Annotated in this window: 19 protein-coding genes; 5 read left to right on the top strand and 14 right to left on the bottom strand. The window is 65.1% G+C overall.

What is annotated here, in order from left to right; all coding sequences use genetic code 11:
* Window positions 1–2: 2 nt before the first annotated feature.
* From lipB to QMX96_RS11985, 11 genes are all read right to left on the bottom strand, one after another.
* Window positions 3–650 (bottom strand): lipoyl(octanoyl) transferase LipB, encoded by a 648-nt coding sequence (gene lipB / locus QMX96_RS12035; RefSeq protein WP_282361839.1) that lies wholly within the window; start codon window positions 648–650, stop codon window positions 3–5.
* Window positions 650–925, bottom strand: coding sequence for a DUF493 domain-containing protein (locus tag QMX96_RS12030; RefSeq protein ID WP_043863900.1), 276 nt, complete (start codon window positions 923–925; stop codon window positions 650–652). Before QMX96_RS12030 ends, lipB begins: the two co-directional genes overlap by 1 nt.
* A gap of 76 nt (window positions 926–1,001) precedes the next feature.
* A complete protein-coding gene (locus QMX96_RS12025) occupies window positions 1,002–2,162 on the bottom strand; it encodes a D-alanyl-D-alanine carboxypeptidase family protein (protein ID WP_043863901.1) in 1,161 nt (386 codons plus the stop codon).
* A gap of 135 nt (window positions 2,163–2,297) precedes the next feature.
* Entirely contained in the window at window positions 2,298–3,299 is a 1,002-nt protein-coding gene (locus QMX96_RS12020; protein WP_043863902.1) for a septal ring lytic transglycosylase RlpA family protein, read from the bottom strand.
* A complete protein-coding gene (mltB, locus tag QMX96_RS12015; protein WP_043863903.1) occupies window positions 3,299–4,309 on the bottom strand; it encodes a lytic murein transglycosylase B in 1,011 nt (336 codons plus the stop codon). Before mltB ends, QMX96_RS12020 begins: the two co-directional genes overlap by 1 nt.
* Window positions 4,310–4,326: 17 nt before the next feature.
* A complete protein-coding gene (gene rodA, locus QMX96_RS12010) occupies window positions 4,327–5,430 on the bottom strand; it encodes a rod shape-determining protein RodA (protein WP_043863944.1) in 1,104 nt (367 codons plus the stop codon).
* A 31-nt stretch (window positions 5,431–5,461) separates the two neighbouring features.
* Entirely contained in the window at window positions 5,462–7,414 is a 1,953-nt protein-coding gene (gene mrdA, locus QMX96_RS12005; RefSeq protein WP_054916341.1) for a penicillin-binding protein 2, read from the bottom strand.
* A 15-nt stretch (window positions 7,415–7,429) separates the two neighbouring features.
* The gene (gene rlmH, locus QMX96_RS12000) at window positions 7,430–7,897 is read right to left on the bottom strand and encodes a 23S rRNA (pseudouridine(1915)-N(3))-methyltransferase RlmH (protein WP_010222895.1); all 468 of its coding nucleotides are present in this window, start codon (window positions 7,895–7,897) and stop codon (window positions 7,430–7,432) included.
* A gap of 9 nt (window positions 7,898–7,906) precedes the next feature.
* The gene (rsfS, locus tag QMX96_RS11995; protein ID WP_088514344.1) at window positions 7,907–8,332 is read right to left on the bottom strand and encodes a ribosome silencing factor; all 426 of its coding nucleotides are present in this window, start codon (window positions 8,330–8,332) and stop codon (window positions 7,907–7,909) included.
* A gap of 44 nt (window positions 8,333–8,376) precedes the next feature.
* The gene (gene nadD / locus QMX96_RS11990) at window positions 8,377–9,063 is read right to left on the bottom strand and encodes a nicotinate-nucleotide adenylyltransferase (RefSeq protein ID WP_043863906.1); all 687 of its coding nucleotides are present in this window, start codon (window positions 9,061–9,063) and stop codon (window positions 8,377–8,379) included.
* A 2-nt stretch (window positions 9,064–9,065) separates the two neighbouring features.
* Complete coding sequence (locus tag QMX96_RS11985; protein ID WP_043863907.1) at window positions 9,066–10,337, bottom strand: glutamate-5-semialdehyde dehydrogenase; 1,272 nt, start codon at window positions 10,335–10,337, stop codon at window positions 9,066–9,068.
* 190 nt (window positions 10,338–10,527) lie between these two features.
* Between QMX96_RS11985 and QMX96_RS11980 the strand changes: the two genes are divergently transcribed.
* On the top strand, window positions 10,528–11,220 hold the full coding sequence (locus tag QMX96_RS11980; protein ID WP_043863908.1) for a DNA-3-methyladenine glycosylase: 693 nt from the start codon (window positions 10,528–10,530) through the stop codon (window positions 11,218–11,220).
* 4 nt (window positions 11,221–11,224) lie between these two features.
* Entirely contained in the window at window positions 11,225–12,541 is a 1,317-nt protein-coding gene (locus QMX96_RS11975; RefSeq protein WP_054916340.1) for a bifunctional DedA family/phosphatase PAP2 family protein, read from the top strand.
* A gap of 3 nt (window positions 12,542–12,544) precedes the next feature.
* Here QMX96_RS11975 and QMX96_RS11970 read toward each other — a convergent pair whose 3' ends face one another.
* Genes QMX96_RS11970 through QMX96_RS11960 form a run of 3 tightly spaced genes read right to left on the bottom strand, consistent with a single transcriptional unit; the run spans window position 12,545 to window position 14,220 of the window.
* Window positions 12,545–13,135, bottom strand: a complete 591-nt coding sequence (locus tag QMX96_RS11970; protein WP_282361838.1) for an LON peptidase substrate-binding domain-containing protein — start codon at window positions 13,133–13,135, stop codon at window positions 12,545–12,547.
* A gap of 9 nt (window positions 13,136–13,144) precedes the next feature.
* Window positions 13,145–13,855, bottom strand: coding sequence for an LrgB family protein (locus QMX96_RS11965; RefSeq protein ID WP_173925073.1), 711 nt, complete (start codon window positions 13,853–13,855; stop codon window positions 13,145–13,147).
* A gap of 2 nt (window positions 13,856–13,857) precedes the next feature.
* Window positions 13,858–14,220 (bottom strand): CidA/LrgA family protein, encoded by a 363-nt coding sequence (locus QMX96_RS11960; RefSeq protein ID WP_043863912.1) that lies wholly within the window; start codon window positions 14,218–14,220, stop codon window positions 13,858–13,860.
* Between the two features lie 170 nt (window positions 14,221–14,390).
* On the opposite strand from QMX96_RS11960, the gene QMX96_RS11955 reads away from it, so the two are divergent.
* The 3 genes from QMX96_RS11955 to QMX96_RS11945 all read left to right on the top strand — a co-directional run bounded on the left by QMX96_RS11955 (window position 14,391) and on the right by QMX96_RS11945 (window position 17,323).
* Window positions 14,391–14,846, top strand: a complete 456-nt coding sequence (locus QMX96_RS11955) for a MaoC family dehydratase (RefSeq protein ID WP_043863913.1) — start codon at window positions 14,391–14,393, stop codon at window positions 14,844–14,846.
* Between the two features lie 87 nt (window positions 14,847–14,933).
* A complete protein-coding gene (locus QMX96_RS11950) occupies window positions 14,934–16,655 on the top strand; it encodes a C13 family peptidase (protein WP_282361837.1) in 1,722 nt (573 codons plus the stop codon).
* 26 nt (window positions 16,656–16,681) lie between these two features.
* Entirely contained in the window at window positions 16,682–17,323 is a 642-nt protein-coding gene (locus QMX96_RS11945; protein WP_043863915.1) for an oxidoreductase, read from the top strand.
* Window positions 17,324–17,383: the final 60 nt, after the last annotated feature.

Here is a 17,383-nt window from a genome sequence, read left to right as displayed (position 1 = left end):
ATTCAGTCGATTCCGCCCGCAAGGGTCGTCTGCTCAGCATAGTCGAGGTGCTTGACCAGCTGCCCGCGCAGCCTTGCCCTTACCTCGGTGAGTTCGATCGGGCCTGCCTGATCGCGCAGCTGGGTCATGGCCAGCCCCGCATACCCGCAGGGGTTAATCCGGCGGAATGGCGCAAGGTCCATGTCCACGTTCAAGGCAAGGCCATGGAAAGAACAGCCATTGCGAATGCGCAAGCCGAGGGAGGCGATCTTCGCCCCGTCGACGTAGACGCCAGGCGCGTCGGGCTTGGCCGCCGCCTCGACGCCATAACTGCCCAGCAGCTCGATCAGGCAGCACTCCATGCGGCTGACCAGGTCACGCACGCCAAAGCCCAGGCGGCGTACATCGAGCAACAGGTAGGCCACCAGCTGACCCGGCCCATGGTAGGTCACCTGGCCACCGCGGTCGGTCTGCACCACCGGGATATCTCCCGGCAGCAGCAGGTGCTCGGCCTTGCCGGCCTGGCCCTGGGTGAACACCGGCGGGTGTTCAACCAGCCACACTTCATCGGCCGTGCCCGGGCCACGCTGGTCGGTGAACCGACGCATGGCCTCGAGCACGGCCGTGTAAGGCAGCAGGCCGAGGTCGCGAAAGCCGAGGCTGGCCGACATCAGAGCACCATTTTCACGATTCCGGTCGCGCGCAGGGCACTGTTGATGTTCTGCAACTGGTCTTCACTGGTGGCAATGATGTGCAGCTGCACCGTGGTGTACTTGCCTTCCTTGCTCTGGCGCTCGGCCAGGGTCTTGAGGTCGACCTCGGCGTATTTCTTGAGAATCTCGATCACCGTGTCCCTGAAATGGACCACGGTGTCGCCGATTATCTTGATCGGGTAATCGGCGCAGGGGAATTCGATCTTGTGCGACTTGACGTCTGGTTCGGTCATGGCAGTAACGGCCTCGTAAGCCGTGGCAACAACAATGCCCCCGCGTGAGTGTGCGGGGGCATGGCAGGTCACGATATCAGTTGAACAGCCCGTAGAAGAATAGCCGAATGCTATCCCACGCACGACGCAGGAAACCACCTTCCTCCACGTCGTCCAGCGCGATCAGGTCGGCGCTGTGTACCACATTGTCATCCAGTTTGACTTCCACTTTACCGATCACGTCACCTTTGGCGATAGGCGCGGTCAGCTGCGGGTTCATGGTCATGCTTGCAGCCAGCTTCTTCAATTGGCCTTTAGGCAAAGTCATGCTCAGGTCTTCGGCAAGACCTGCCTTGACCTGGGCTGTCTTGCCCTTCCACACCGGCGCCTGGGCCAGTTCGGTGCCCTTCTGGTAGAAGGTCTGGGTCTCGAAGAAGCGGAAACCGTAGGTCAGCAGCTTCTGGGTTTCGGCAGCGCGCGATTGCTCGCTGTTGGTACCGAACACCACGGCGATCAGGCGCATGCCGTCACGTACTGCCGAGGACACCATGCAGTAGCCCGCCTCGTCGGTGTGGCCGGTCTTCAGGCCGTCGACGGTCTTGTCGCGCCACAGCAGCAGGTTGCGGTTAGGCTGCTTGATGTTGTTCCAGAAGAATTCCTTCTGCGAGTAGATCGCGTAGTGCGCCGGATCCTCGTGGATGATCGCCCGTGCCAGCACCGCCATGTCGTGCGCCGAGGAGTAGTGCTCGGGGTTCGGCAGGCCGGTGGGGTTCATGAAGTGGCTGTTGCTCATGCCCAGGTCGGTGGCAGTCTTGTTCATCATGTCGGCGAAGGCGTCTTCACTGCCGGCAATGTGCTCGGCCAGGGCGACGCTGGCGTCGTTGCCGGACTGGATGATGATGCCGTGCAGCAGGTCGCTGACGCTGACCTGGGTGCCGACCTTGATGAACATGCGCGAACCGCCGGTACGCCAGGCGTTTTCGCTGACGGTGACCGGATCGTTCTCGCCGATCTGCCCGCGACGGATGTCCAGGGTGGCGATGTAGGCGGTCATCAGCTTGGTCAGGCTCGCCGGAGGCAGGCGCTGGTCGCCATTGTTCTCGACCAGGATGTTGCCGCTGGAGGCTTCCATGAGCACGTAGGACTTGGCTGCCAGTTGCGGCGGCGACGGCATCATCTGCTCTGCCGCGAAAGCGGCAGGAGCGATCATCAGCGGTACAAGCAGGCAAAGGCGTTTGGCAAAGCTGGTTATGTTCATCCGTCTCTCGAAATGGCTATTGGGCTCATGCCCTCGCGGGCAAAACGTATTCCAGGCGCTGGGCCTGGCGAGCAAAACGGCCATTGTACATGGCTGCTCTGCCCGACTGCATGACAAACCGATCAGTCCCCCCGATCAGTCTGCCGTGACGACTTTGGGTTGCCCCAGGTTGGCCAGGCGCACGCTGTCCTGCATCTGCTGGGCCTCGCCCTGGCTGTTGATCGGCCCCAGGCGCACGCGGTGCAGGGTCTGCTGGTTGCGCACGATGGAACTGATGAACACCGGCGCGCTGACCATGCCGCTGAGCTTGGAGCGCAGCAGTTCGGCCGCATCCGGGTTGGCGAACGCACCGACCTGCAAGTAAAGACCATTGCTGGCCGGCCCGCTGCCGTTGTTGGCAACCTGCACCGGCACCACGGCCGCCGCGTGCTGCTGCGGCGGCGGGGTCCATTGCTCGACGGTGCCGGTACTGGCCGGCAGCGGCTGGGTCTGGGCCACCTGGGGCTGGTTGAGCACCATCGGCGCCTGCTGACCACGCTGGGCCCACCATTGCTGCGGGTCGATGCCCTCGACGCGCACGCGGGCGGTACCGGTTTCGGCGTAGCCGAGCTTCTTGGCCGCGGCGTAGGACAGGTCGATGATGCGGTCCGAATAGAATGGGCCACGGTCGTTGACCCGCAGGATCACGCTGCGCTGGTTGTCCAGGTTGGTCACCTTGACGTAGGCCGGCAGTGGCAGGGTCTTGTGCGCCGCACTCATGCCGTACAGGTCGTACACCTCGCCATTGGCGGTGTTCTGCCCGTGGAACTTGGTGCCGTACCACGACGCCGTGCCCTCGGCGCGGTAGTTGCGCGAGTCCTGGATCGGGAAGTAGGTCTTGCCCAGCACCGTGTAGGGGTTGGCCTTGTAGTTGCCGGTGTGCACCGTTGGGGTGGCGTCGGGGATCTTCGAGACATCCACGTCCCACCACGGCGCGCCGTCCTTGTGGGCCCGGTTGATGTCCAGGCCCGGCTTGGCGCGAACCACGTTGCTGCCACCTTGCGGCGTCGGGCGGCTGGAGGAGCAGCTGACCAGCAACAGGCCCAGGGCCGCGCAACCGATCAGTTTGAGAGATGTGTCAGTAAACAGTACGCGCATTACCTGGCGCCCCTTGCCTGGACCAGCTGATCCGAGAGTTGATGTACCGCCATGGCGTACATCACGCTGCGGTTGTAGCGAGTGATCGCGTAGAAATTCTTCAGGCCCAGCCAGTATTCCGGGCCGTTGTCGCCTTCGAGCCGGAAGGCGGTGACCGGCAGATCATCGCGCAGCGCATCATGACTCGACCAGCCCAGTGCCCGCAACTGCGCGACGGTCTTGACCGCCTCGATACCCGGGCTCAGGCCCTCGTCGACACGTTCGCCACGCACCTGGGCGCGGCTGACCACGCCCTCGCCGGCCACCCAGCCATGGCGCTTGAAGTAGCTGGCCACGCTGCCGATGGCATCGTCCGGGTTGGTCCAGATATTGATGTGGCCGTCGCCGTCGAAGTCCACGGCATAGGCGCGAAAGCTGCTGGGCATGAACTGCGGCAGGCCCATGGCGCCGGCGTACGAGCCCTTGAGGGTCAGCGGGTCGACCTGCTCTTCGCGGGCCAGCAGCAGGAACTCGCGCAGCTCCTTGCGGAAGAACTCGGCCCGCGGCGGGTAATCGAAGCCCAGGGTCGACAGCGCGTCGATCACCCGGTAATTGCCGGTGTTGCGGCCAAAGAAGGTCTCCACGCCGATGATCGCCACGATCACCTGGGCAGGCACGCCGTATTCCTTTTCGGCGCGCGCCAGGGTGGCCTCGTGCTGGCGCCAGAAGTCCACACCGCGGGCGATGCGCGCGTCGGTGATGAACATCGGCCGGTATTCCTTCCACGGCTTGACCCGCTCGGCCGGGCGCGAGATCGCATCCAGGATCGACTGCTTGCGCTGCGCCTCGCGAAACACCGCCATCAGTTGCTCGCCGGCAAAGCCGTAGTCGCGGGTCATCTCGCCGACGAACTCGGCCACCTGGGGCGAGCCGTCATAATCGGCGGCACTCGCCTGCTGACCTGGGGCCAGCAGCCCCAACAGCCCGACCCAGGGGGCACAGCGAGCCACCCAGCCACGCATTGCTTGCATTGAATTGTTCACCTTATTCAAACCTGCGCGATCCATTTGCGGTGCGTGTGGATCGACATCAAAACCCCAAACGCTGACAGCAGCGTCACGAGCGAAGTTCCGCCATAGCTGATGAAGGGCAGCGGCACACCCACCACGGGCAACAGGCCGCTCACCATACCGATATTGACGAACACGTATACGAAGAAGGTCATGGTCAGGCTGCCGGCCAGCAGCTTGCCGTACAGCGTCTGCGCCTGGGCCGTGATCACCAGGCCGCGACCGATCAGCAGCAGGTAGATCAGCAGCAGCGCGCAGATGCCCACCAGGCCGAATTCCTCGCCGAGCACGGCGATGATGAAGTCGGTGTGGCTCTCGGGCAGAAAGTCCAGGTGCGACTGGGTGCCGAGCAGCCAGCCCTTGCCGAATACCCCACCCGAGCCGATCGCCGCCTTGGACTGGATGATGTTCCAGCCGGTGCCCAGCGGGTCGCTTTCCGGGTCGAGGAAGGTCAGCACGCGCTGCTTCTGGTAGTCGTGCATGACGAAGAACCACATCGCCACCGCCACCGGCACTGCCGCCGCCAGCACGCTGAGGATCCAGCGCCAGCGCAGCCCGCCCATGAACAGCACGAACGCGCCCGAGGCCAGGATCAGCAACGCGGTGCCCAGGTCGGGCTGGCGCACGATGAGAATGAACGGCACACCGATCAGGATCAGGCTGATCATCACGTGCTTGAGGTGCGGCGGCAAGGTGCGCTTGGCCAGGTACCAGGCGATGGTCGCCGGCATGATGATCTTCATGAACTCCGACGGCTGGAAGCGGATCACCCCGGGGATGTTGATCCAGCGCGTGGCGCCCATGGCGTTGTGGCCCATCACGTCCACCACCACCAGCAGGATCACCCCGCCGACGTACGCCAGTGGCACCCAGCGCGCCATGAAGCGTGGCTCCAGCTGGGCGATGACGAACATCGACACCAGCCCCAGGCCGAACGAGGACGCCTGCTTGAGCAGCATGTCCCAGTTCTTGCCGCTGGCCGAATACAGCACGAACAGGCTGCCGGCGGCCAGGGTCAGCAGCAGCACCAGCAGCGGGCCGTCGACGTGGATGCGCTGCAGGAAGCTGGCGCGGCGGCGCATCACGTCCTCGCTGGAGAGCATGCGATCGAAATTACTCTTCACGGGCCGTTTCCTGCGCGGTTGTAGGGTTGGCTGGCGGGGCGGCCGGGGTGGTCACCGACACATTGGTCGGGGCACCCGCGGGGTTGGCGTATTCAGGCTTGAGGCGACCGTTCTGGTCGAGCAGCCAGGCGTCCATCACCTGGCGCACCACGGGGGCGGCCACGCCGGAGCCGGACTCGCCGTTCTCGACCATCACCGACACCACGATCTTCGGGTTTTCGGCCGGGGCGAAGGACACGAACAGGGCGTGGTCGCGGTGACGCTCCTGCACCTTGTTGCGGTCATACTTCTCGCCCTGCTTGATCGCGACCACCTGCGCGGTACCACTCTTGCCGGCGATGCGGTACTGCGCGCCGATGGCGGCCTTGCGCGCGGTACCACGGGCACCGTGCATCACCATCTCCATGCCGTGGGTGACCCTGTTCCAGTCGGCCTTGTCACGCAGCACGATGTCTTCCATCGGGTTCTCGTCCACCGGGCGCACGCCCTCGACGGTCTTGGCCAGGTGCGGGCGGTTCCACTTGCCCTTGCTGGCGATCAGCGCGGTGGCCTGGGCCAGTTGCAGCGGTGTGGCCTGCATGTAGCCCTGGCCGATGCCGAGGATCAGTGTCTCGCCGGGGAACCAGGCCTGGCGCCGGGTCGCGCGCTTCCAGTCACGCGACGGCATCAGCCCGGAGGATTCCTCGAACATGTCCAGCGCGACCTTCTGGCCGATGCCGAAGCGGTTCATGTAGGCCGAAAGCCGGTCGATGCCGACCTTGTGCGCCAGGTCGTAGAAATAGGTGTCGTTGGAACGCATGATCGCCGTGTCGAGGTCGACCCAGCCATCGCCGGTGCGGTTCCAGTTGCGGTACTTGTGGTCATAGTTGGGCAGTTGGTAGTAGCCCGGGTCGAACACCCGCGAGGTGGCCGTGACCGCGCCGGTGTCCAGGCCGACGATGGCCACTGCCGGCTTGATCGTCGACCCCGGCGGGTACAGGCCGCGCAGTACGCGGTTGAACAGCGGGCGGTCGATCGAGTCGCGCAGCTCGGCATAGGCCTTGAAGCTGATGCCGGTGACGAAGGGGTTGGGGTCGAAGCTCGGCTGACTGACCATCGCCAGCACTTCACCTGTGTTCGGGTCGAGCGCCACGATCGCGCCACGACGACCGCCCAGCGCCGCTTCGGCAGCTTCCTGCAGCTTGATGTCCAGGCTCAGGACGATGTCCTTGCCGGGGATCGGATCGGTACGCTTGAGCACCCGCAGCACCCGGCCACGGGCGTTGGTCTCGACCTCTTCGTAGCCGACCTGGCCATGCAGCTCGGCTTCGTAGAAGCGCTCGATACCGGTCTTGCCGATATGGTGGGTGCCACTGTAGTTGACCGGGTCGAGGGACTTGAGCTCTTTTTCGTTGATGCGCCCCACATAGCCGACCGAATGCGCAAAGTGCGCACCCTGCGGGTAATGGCGTACCAGCTGCGCCGCCACCTCCACACCCGGCAGACGGAACTGGTTCACCGCTATCCGGGCGATCTGCTCTTCGGTCAGCTCGAACAGGATCGGTACCGGCTCGAAGGGCCGACGCCCCTGGCGCATGCGTTTTTCGAACAGTGCCCGGTCGTCCTCGGTCAGCTCCAGCACCTCGACAATGGAATCGAGTACCTGCTGCCAGTCACCGGAACGCTCGCGGGTCATGGTCAGGCTGAAGCTTGGCCGGTTGTCGGCGACGATCACCCCGTTGCGGTCGAAGATCAGCCCGCGTGTCGGCGGGATCGGCTGCACATGCACCCGGTTGTTCTCCGACAGCGTGGAGTGGTAGTCGTACTGAATGACCTGCAGGTAGTACAGCCGGGCGATCAACACGCAAATCAGCAGCACGATCGCGACTGCGCCGACCACGACGCGGCTACGCACCAGGCGGGCGTCTTTCTCGTGGTCCTTGAGGCGAATCGGCTGCGACATTGAAAAGGCTTACGACTATTTGTGGTAAGGGTGCCCGGACAACACGGTCCAGGCGCGGTACAGCTGTTCGCCGATCAGTATCCTTACCAACGGGTGCGGCAAGGTCAGCGGCGACAGCGACCAGCGCTGCTCGGCCCGCGCACAGACTTCCGGCGCCAGCCCTTCGGGGCCGCCGACCATGAAGTTGACGGTACGCGAGTCGAGGCGCCAGCGGTCCAGTTCGACCGCCAGCTGTTCGGTGCTCCACGGCTTGCCGTGCACCTCGAGGGTGACGATACGCTCGCCCGGCTGGACCTTGGCCAGCATGGCCTCGCCCTCCTGACGGATCAGGCGGGCAACGTCGGCATTCTTGCCGCGCGTGTTGAGCGGTATCTCCACCAGCTCCAGGGACAGCTCCGAAGGCAGGCGCTTGGCATATTCATGCCAGCCGTCCTCGACCCATTTGGGCATGCGCGAGCCGACCGCGATCAGACGCAGACGCACGGGGCTACCTTATTCCTGGTCTTTGTTGAGCTTGGCGAAGTGCTCGTGGGTGTGCTCCGGGCTGTGGTGCTTGCCATCGGCGGCACGGCTCTGCTCGGCACCTTTCCACAGGCGCTCCAGGTCGTAGAACTGACGGGCCGAGGCGGTCATCATGTGCACGATGACGTCGTCCAGGTCCAGCAGCACCCAGTCGCTGTCGCCCTTGCCTTCTTCGCCCAGCGGACGAACGCCCTTCTCCTTGACCATCTGGCGGACCTTGTCCAGCATCGCGCTGATCTGACGGTTGGAGGTACCGGTGGCGATGATCATGTAGTCGGTGATGCTCTGCTTGTCGCGAACGTCGATGACCAGGACGTCCTGGGCCTTGACGTCTTCAAGGGCAGCTACCGCGACCTTGACCAGCTCTTCGCCTTTAATCATTTCTTGCTTGCTCATATAAAACTCATTCAACTCGTAGGTATGAGGCGCCGTTGGCGCACTCAGTTCGGCACACGGTACAGGCCGTGCGCATCGATATAGGCCAGTACTGCGTCCGGCACCAGAAACCGCACCGACTTGCCGCTGGCCAGCAGCTGTCGGATCTGCGTGGCCGACACCGACAAGGGTGTCTGCCAGACGAATGCTATGTGCCCGGCCGGCCCCTGCAGGGCTTGCGGGTCACTCACCGAACGTGCGGCCAGCAGGTTGCGCAGGGCATCCGGCGACTCGACGTCGGCATCCGGGCGCTGAAGCACCAGGATATGACAGTGTTGCAACAACTCTTCCCAGCGATGCCAGCTCGGCAGGCCGCAGAATGCGTCCCAGCCCAGCAGCAGGAACAACTGGTCGTCAGCGGCCATTTCGGCGCGCATCAGCTCCAGCGTATCGATGGTGTAGGACGGCTTGTCCCGGGCCAGCTCACGCGCATCGACGCTCAGCAGGGGCACGCCCTCGACCGCGCGCTCGACCATGGCCAGGCGATCCTGCGCCGACACCTGCGGCATGTCGCGGTGCGGCGGGCGCGCATTGGGCATCAGGCGCAGTTCGTCCAGCGTCAGCACTTCGGCCACCTCCAGCGCACTGCGCAGGTGACCGATGTGCACCGGATCGAACGTGCCGCCGAGCACGCCGATGCGCCGGGCGGGCGACGGCGTGGCAGCAACGGCGAGCGGGCTGTGCTCGGCCAAGGTCAGAACGACTCCTGACCGCGCAGCTGGCCGTCACCGATCACCACGTACTTCTCGCAGGTCAGCCCTTCCAGGCCGACCGGGCCGCGTGCATGCAGCTTGTCGGTGGAGATGCCGATCTCGGCCCCCAGGCCGTACTCGAAGCCGTCGGCAAAGCAGGTCGGGGTGTTGATCATCACCGACGAGGAGTCGACCTCGGCGGTAAAGCGACGGGCCTGACCCTGGTGTTCGGTGACGATCGAATCGGTATGGTGCGAACCATAGTGGTTGATGTGCTCGATGGCCGCATCCAGGCCATCGACCACGCGAATCGACAGAATCGCCGCCAGGTACTCGGTGCTCCAGTCGTCTTCGCTGGCCGGCAGCGCCTCGATGATCTGCCGGGTGCGCTCGCAGCCCCGCAGCTCCACGCCCTTGTCGCGAAACTGGCTGGCCATCGCCGGCAGGAACGCCGCGGCGACCGACTGGTCGACCAGCAGGGTTTCCATGGCGCCGCAGATGCCGTAGCGATAGGTCTTGGCGTTGAAGGCGATGCGTTGGGCCTTGTCCAGCTCGGCGTGCTCAGCCACGTACACGTGGCAGATGCCGTCCAGGTGCTTGATCACCGGCACCCGTGCGTCGCGGCTGACCCGTTCGATCAGGCCCTTGCCGCCACGGGGCACGATCACGTCGACGTACTCGGGCATGCTGATCAGCGCGCCCACCGCCTCGCGGTCGGTAACCTCGACCACCTGCACCACCGCCGCGGGCAGGTCGGCCTCGGCCAGGCCGCGCTGGATGCAGGCGGCAATGGCACGGTTGGAATGAATGGCTTCGGAGCCGCCACGCAGGATGGTGGCGTTGCCCGACTTCAGGCACAGGCTGGCAGCGTCGATGGTCACGTTGGGGCGCGACTCGTAGATGATGCCGATGACGCCCAGCGGTACGCGCATCTTGCCGACCTGGATGCCGGAGGGGCGATAGCTCATGTCGCGGATGGCACCGACCGGGTCCGGCAGGCTGGCCACCTGGCGCAGGCCGACGATCATGCCGTCGATGCGGGCCGGGGTCAGCGCCAGGCGCTCGAGCATGGCCGGCTCCAGACCATTGGCGCGACCGGCAGCCAGGTCCAGTTCGTTGGCGGCACCCAGCTCGGCGCGGGCGGCGTCCAGGGCATTGGCGGCAGCGTGCAGGGCGCGGTTCTTCTGCGCGGTGCTGGCGCGGGCAATCACGCGCGCGGCCTCACGGGCGGCGCGACCCAGGCGGGTCATGTAGTCAAGAACGGACTCAGTCATGGGCTCAGTGTCTTGGCGGAGGGGAAAATCGGCTGATTATAACTGTCATGCAGGTATACGCCCAGCGGTGTCAGGCGGATGGTCGAAAACAGTGTATGAAGATGTACCGTAGCGCGTCCCTTCGCCGGTAAGGCCGGCTCCAGCAAAGCCCCGCCGCCGACCCGGACCATAAATTGCTATTATCGCGCCCATGACCGAATTCGCCCCCTGCCCGCCCCGGGCCCTCCCCGACAGCTTCTTCGACCGCGACGCCCAGACCCTGGCCAAGGCCCTGCTCGGCAAGGTAATCCGCCATCGTCAGGGCGAGCTGTGGCTGTCGGCGCGCATCATCGAGACCGAAGCCTATTACGTCACCGACAAGGGCAGCCACGCCTCGCTGGGCTACACCGAAAAACGCAAGGCCCTGTTCCTCGATGGCGGCCACATCTACATGTACTACGCCCGTGGCGGCGATTCGCTCAACTTCAGCGCCCACGGCCCCGGCAACGCGGTGCTGATCAAGTCGGCCTACCCCTGGGTGGATGCCGTCAGCGACCACAACAGCCTGGCGCAGATGCAGCTGAACAACCCCGACGCCAGCGGCCAGCCGCGCGCCGATCAGCGCCTGTGTGCCGGCCAGACCCTGCTGTGCAAGGCCCTGGGGCTGAAAGTCCCGCACTGGGACGCCCAGCGTTTCGACCCCGAGCGGCTGTTCGTCGAAGACTGCGGCATAACCGTGAAACACATTATTCAGACCACACGCCTGGGCATTCCCCAAGGGCGCGACGAACATCTGCCCTACCGTTTCGTCGACGCCGACTTCGCCGCGCACTGCACCCGGAACCCACTGCGCCGTGGGCAAGTCGAAGGCCGCGACTATTTCTTACTGACACAAGGAAACTGACACCATGGGCCCATGGCTCGACAGCCTGACCGGCTGGCTGACCGCGAACCCGCAATGGCTCGGCCTGGCAATCTTCATCGTGGCCTGCGTCGAATGCCTGGCCATCGCCGGGCTCATCGTGCCCGGCACCATCCTGCTGTTCGCCGTGGCGGTTCTCGCCGGCAGCGGCGCACTGGGCCTGAGCGAAACCCTGCTGCTGGGCTTTCTGGGCGGGCTGCTGGGCGATGCGATTTCCTACACCCTGGGCCGGCGCTTCCACCAGAACATCCGGCGCCTGCCGCTGCTGCGCCACCACCCCGAATGGATCGGCAGCGCCGAGAGCTACTTCCAGCGCTATGGCATCGCCAGCCTGCTGGTGGGGCGCTTCATCGGCCCGCTGCGGCCGATGCTGCCGATGGTGGCGGGCATGTTCGACATGCCCTTGCCACGCTTCATCGCCGTCAGCCTGTTGGCAGGTGCCGGCTGGGCGGTGGCCTACCTGCTGCCCGGCTGGGCCACCGGCGCGGCCATGCGCCTGCCGCTGCCCGAAGGGTTCTGGACCGAAGCAGGCATCATCGCCGCCGGCCTCGCACTATTGATCGGCCTGAGCATCAGCACCAGCCTGCGCAGCAAGCGCTACGGCACACGGCTGATCGCCGGCCTGAGCCTGGTAATGCTGGCTGCGGTGTTCATCGGCTGGCCGTACCTGAACGATTTCGACCAGGGCCTGATGACCCTGGTGCAGGAACACCGCCGCGCCACGCTGGACGGCACCATCGTACTGATCACCCGCCTGGGCGACTTCCGCACGCAGTTCGTGGTGGGCGGTGTGCTCACCGGCCTGCTGCTGCTGAGCCGGCAGTGGCGCCCGGCGATCTTCGCCGCCTGCACGCTGATGGGCACGGCGCTGGCCAACGGCACACTCAAGTGGCTGTTCGCCCGCGCGCGCCCCGAAGTGCTCAGCGACCCGCTGACCTCCTACAGCATGCCCAGTGGCCACAGTTCGGCGTCATTCGCGTTCTTTCTGACGCTGGCGGTGCTGGCCGGTCGTGGCCAGCCGCCACGCATGCGCCTGACCTGGATTCTGCTGGGGTGCCTGCCGGCGATGTCGATTGCCCTGTCCAGGGTCTACCTGGGTGCACACTGGCCCACCGACATCCTCGCCGGCTCGCTGCTGGCCTGCTGCGTGTGCGCCGCCAGCCTGAGCCTGGTGCAGCACCGCGAACCGCTCGGCGCCATGCCGCTCAAGGTGTGGTGGCTGATCCTGCCGGCCTGCGCCGGCACTCTTGCGTTCTTCGCCCTGCATGCCTTGCCCCATGCCCTGCTGCGCTACCAGTACTGAGACCTAGGCGAACAACTCGCCCTGCAGCCGCTCGAGCAGCGCCTGGATCGCGTCCAGGCGCTGGCGGGGCGAATCGATGGCCAGCAGGTCGAGCTTGTCTTCATCCTCGAAGGGCAGCAGGTAGGCCAGCTGGTTGGCCAGTGCCTGCTGGCCGATGACTTCGACCGGCATGTCCAGTGCCGCCACCATCGGGTGCTCGCCCAGCGCGCCGAGCAAGGCCAGCAGGTCGTGATCGTCCTCCTCCAGGGGGGCGTCGGGCTGTTCGCTGCGCCAGTTCACCTCGGCCAGCAGCAGTTGGTCCTTCTGCACCTCGTAGGGGCCGACATCGAAGCGCCGCACACCTTCGACGCGAATGCCCAGCAGGCCGTTGTCCTGCTGCTGGAAGTCGCGTATCAACGCCTCGCAGCCGATTGTCGCGAACCCCGACGGGGCATTGCCCACCTGCTCGCCTTCGAGGATGCACACCACGCCGAACCCGCCGCCCTGCTTCATGCAGCGGCCGATCATGTCCAGGTAGCGCGCCTCGAAGATCTGCAGGTCGAGCTTGCAGCCGGGGAACAGCACGGTATTGAGTGGAAACAGGGGCAATGTCATCGAATATCCTCAGGCAACCAGGCTGACCGCCAACGGCAGGAACACCGCCGTGACCACTCCCATCAGGCTCATGCCCAGGGCCGCGAAGGCCCCGGTTTCCTCGCTTTCTTCCAACGCCACCGCCGTGCCCACCGCGTGCGCACTGATGCCCAGTGCCATGCCGCGGGCTTCCGGGCTGCTCACCCCGCAGGCCGACAGCAGGGCCGGGCCGAAGATCGCCCCGATCACCCCGGTGATCAGCACGAACACTGCCGCCAGCGCCGCCACCCCGCCGATCTGCTCGGCCACCAGCATCGCAATCGGCGAAGTCACCGACTTGGGCGCCATGGTCATCAGGATCATGTGTTCGGCACCGAACCACCAGCCCAGCAACAGGCAGGCACAGGTCGCGACCAGGCCGCCGATTACCAGCGTAGTCAAGGTCGGCCACAACAGCTGGCGAATACGCCGCAGGTTCAGGTAGAGCGGGACCGCCAGGGCCACGGTGGCCGGGCCCAGCAGGATGTTCATGATTTCGGTGCTCTTGCGGTACTCGGCGTAGGACACGCCGCACGTCACCAGTACACCGATCACCACCAGCATCGATACCAGTACCGGCTGCAGGAAGATCCAGCGGGTCTTGTCGTAGGCCGCCAGCACCAGCTGATAGGCCCCCAGGGTGATACCGATGCCGAACAGCGGGTGGTGGATGACCGCATCGAGGGCGCCGTGCCAGTCCAGGCTCATGGCTTTTCCTCACGACGGGCCTGACGGGCAATCATCTTCTGCATGAGCACGCCACAGAACGCCAGGGCGATCAGCACCGACAGCACCAGCGAACCGACGATGGCCCAGAAGTCGGCAGCAATGTCGGCGGCGTACACCATCACCCCCACCGCCGGCGGCACCAGCAGCAACGGCAGGTAGCGCAGCAGGCTGCTGGCCGCCTCGCTCAACGGCGCACTGACCTCGCCGCGCAGCATCAGGTACGCCAGCAACAGCACCAGCCCGATGATCGGCCCCGGCAGCATCGACAGAAACAGGTGATTGATCGCCGTCCCCAGCAACTGGAACAGCACGAGCCACGTCAAACCACGCAACAACATTGCACTTCTCCCTCAGGCCTGGCGGCCATTATAAGCACGCTAACGACTGGTCTATACCCCGATATTCGCTGAAACAACGGTGACTTGACCGCATCCGGTCGGCGTGCTGATCTTAAGCAGTCGAACCTGTAGCAGTCACAACAAAATCAAAGACAACCAGGAGAGTCGCAATGCCCTATGTACCCGTTGCAGAGCTGGCGCAGTACGTTGGAAAGGAACTGGGACGTTCCGAGTGGCTGACCATCGACCAGGAGCGCATCAACCTGTTCGCCGAGGCTACCGGCGACTTCCAGTTCATTCATGTAGACCCGGTGAAGGCGGCAAAAACGCCATTTGGCAGCACCATTGCCCACGGTTTTCTCACCCTTTCGCTGATTCCCAAGCTGATGGAAGACATCCTCGTGCTGCCCGAGGGGCTGAAGATGGTCGTCAACTATGGCCTGGACAGCGTGCGCTTCATCCAGCCGGTGAAGGTCGGTTCGCGGGTTCGTCTCAAGGTCGACCTGAGCGAGGCCATCGAGAAGAAACCGGGCCAGTGGCTGCTCAAGGCCACCACCACCCTGGAAATCGAAGGCCAGGACAAACCCGCCTATATCGCCGAGCCGCTGTCGCTCTGCTTCGTCTGACCCGCCCAAGGTGAAACAGCTGCCAGCGGCTGTTTCACCCGCGACAAACTGCGGCATACTCGGGGCCTGACTTGCCCGGACCCCGCCATGCGCCCATTCGTACCCCTTGCCCTGACCCTGCTGCTCGCCGCCTGTGGCGACGGTGAACCGCTGTCACCGCCCGATGCCCGCCTGCCCGATGGCGGCCGCTACCGTGGCGACGTGGTCAATGGCCTGCTGCAGGGCCCGGGGCGCATCGACTACCCCAATGGCAGCTGGTATGCCGGCAACTTCCAGCAGGGCCAGTGGCAGGGCCGCGGCGAATGGCACGGCAGCAATGGCGAGGTGTACCGCGGCGAGTTCCAGCAGGGTCTGTTTCACGGCCAGGGCGAGCTGACCACCCCGGGCAGCCACTACAGCGGCGGCTTCAAGCTTGGCCGGCGTGACGGCGAAGGCACCCTCAGGGAAGGCCAGGTACAGTATCGCGGGCAGTTCAAGGACGACCAGTACAACGGCGCCGGCGAACTGACCCTGGCCGACGGCAGCCAGTACCAGGGCCTGTTCGCCAAGGGCAAACCCCACGGCGAAGGCATCCGCAGCGATGCCAGTGGCAACCAGTTCAGCGGGCGCTTCGTCGACGGCCAGTTGCAGGGCAGCGGCACCTTCAACAGCGCCGAAGGCGACCAGTACATCGGCGAATTCAAGGACAACCACCTGCAAGGTCGCGGCCGTTACGAAAACGCCGATGGCGACGTTTGGATCGGCCAGTTCCGCGACGGCTCGCTGACCGGCAAGGGCGAGCTGTTCGGCAGCGACGCCAGCCACTACAAGGGCGAGTTTCGCGACTGGCGCTTCGCCGGCCAGGGCCGCCTGCAATTGCCCGACGGCAGCCTGTACGTCGGCGGTTTCGAAAACGACACCTACCAGGGCAAAGGCCGGCTGACGCAGGTCGACGGCAGCGTCGAAAGCGGCCACTGGGTCAACGGCCTGCGCGTGCGCGACGAACACGGGCGCCTGTTGCCCGACCCCCTGGAGCTGGCCCTGCTCAAGCAGGGCACCCTGCTCGACAAGGCGCTGGCCCAGGTACCGGCCTCTACCCCGGCAATCGAGCTGTACAGCCTGGCCCTGGCCGGCGATGGCAACCAGAGCGTGTTCATGCGCGAGGCCGACTACGTCAGCGACATGCTCAAGACCCGTTTCGGCGCCACTGGCCAGGTCGCCCTGGTCAACCACCGCGACCACATGGCCGACCGCCCCCTGGCCACCCGCGAGAACCTGGCGCGGGCCGCACGCACCCTGGCCGAGCGCAGCGGCCCCGAAGACCTGGTGTTCATCTACCTGACCAGCCACGGTAGCCACGAACATGAACTGGTGCTGGATCTGCCGCGCCTGCAACTGGCCGACCTGCCCGCCGATGAACTCTCGGCCGCGCTTGCCCCACTAAAGGAACGTGACAAGATAATCGTGATCTCTGCGTGCTACTCGGGGGGTTACATCGATTCACTCAAGGACGACAAGACCTTGATCATGACCGCATCGCGTGCCGACCGGGTGTCGTTCGGCTGCTCCGAAGAGGCCGACTTCACCTATTTCGGCGAAGCACTGTTCGCCCGGGCACTGAACCAGACCGACGACCTGCAGCAGGCCTTCGAACTGGCCAAGACCACGGTGCAGCAGCGCGAGCAGGCCGATGGCTTCGAGGCTTCCGAACCTCAGCTGTGGGCGCCGCAACGGGTGCTGCAGCACTGGCAGAAACTGCGCCAGCAACAGGCACGAAAAGCACTGCAAAGTGCCGGTGCGGTACAAGCAGAAAATACAAGCAGCCACTAAGCTGACTGTATCAAGGGAGAGACATCATGTACCTGACGCCTCAGCACATCCTGATTGCCGGAGCCACCGGGCTGACTGGTGAGCATTTGCTGGATCGGCTGCTCAACGAGCCGACCGTGAGCCGTGTGCTGGCCCCCACGCGCCGGCCGCTGGCCGAACACCCGCACCTGGAGAACCCGGTCGGCGACCCGGCGGTGTTCCTGCCGCAGTTGAGCGGCCGGGTGGACATCGCCTTCTGCTGCCTGGGCACCACCATCAAGCAGGCAGGTTCGGAAACGGCGTTTCGCGCCGTCGACCTGGACATGGTGGTGGCGTTCAGCAAGCGGGCGCGGGAAATGGGTGCACGGCACCTGCTGGTGGTCAGCGCGATTGGCGCCGACCCCAAGTCGTCGGTGTTCTACAACCGGGTCAAGGGCGAGATGGAACAGGCACTCATGGCGCAGGACTGGCCGCAATTGACCATCGCGCGGCCGTCGGTACTGCTGGGCGAGCGTATCGAGCCTCGGCTCGGTGAACAGTTTGCCGGGCCGTTGTCGCGGCTGCTGCCGGGCAAGTACCGCGGCATCGAAGCCTGCCAACTGGCGCGGGCGCTGTGGCGCCTGGCGCTGGAAGAGCAGGACGGGGTCCGGACCGTGGAGTCCGATGAACTGCGTAGATTGGGTAAGTAATTCAAAGGCCTCATCGCGGGTCGAGCCCGCTCCCACAAGGACAGCTCAGCCCCTTGTGGG

This window comes from Pseudomonas sp. PS01300 (assembly GCF_029960155.1).
Classification (GTDB): domain Bacteria; phylum Pseudomonadota; class Gammaproteobacteria; order Pseudomonadales; family Pseudomonadaceae; genus Aquipseudomonas; species Aquipseudomonas palmensis.
Note: the sequence above shows the minus strand (reverse complement) of the source record. Positions and strands in the feature narration are given on the sequence as shown.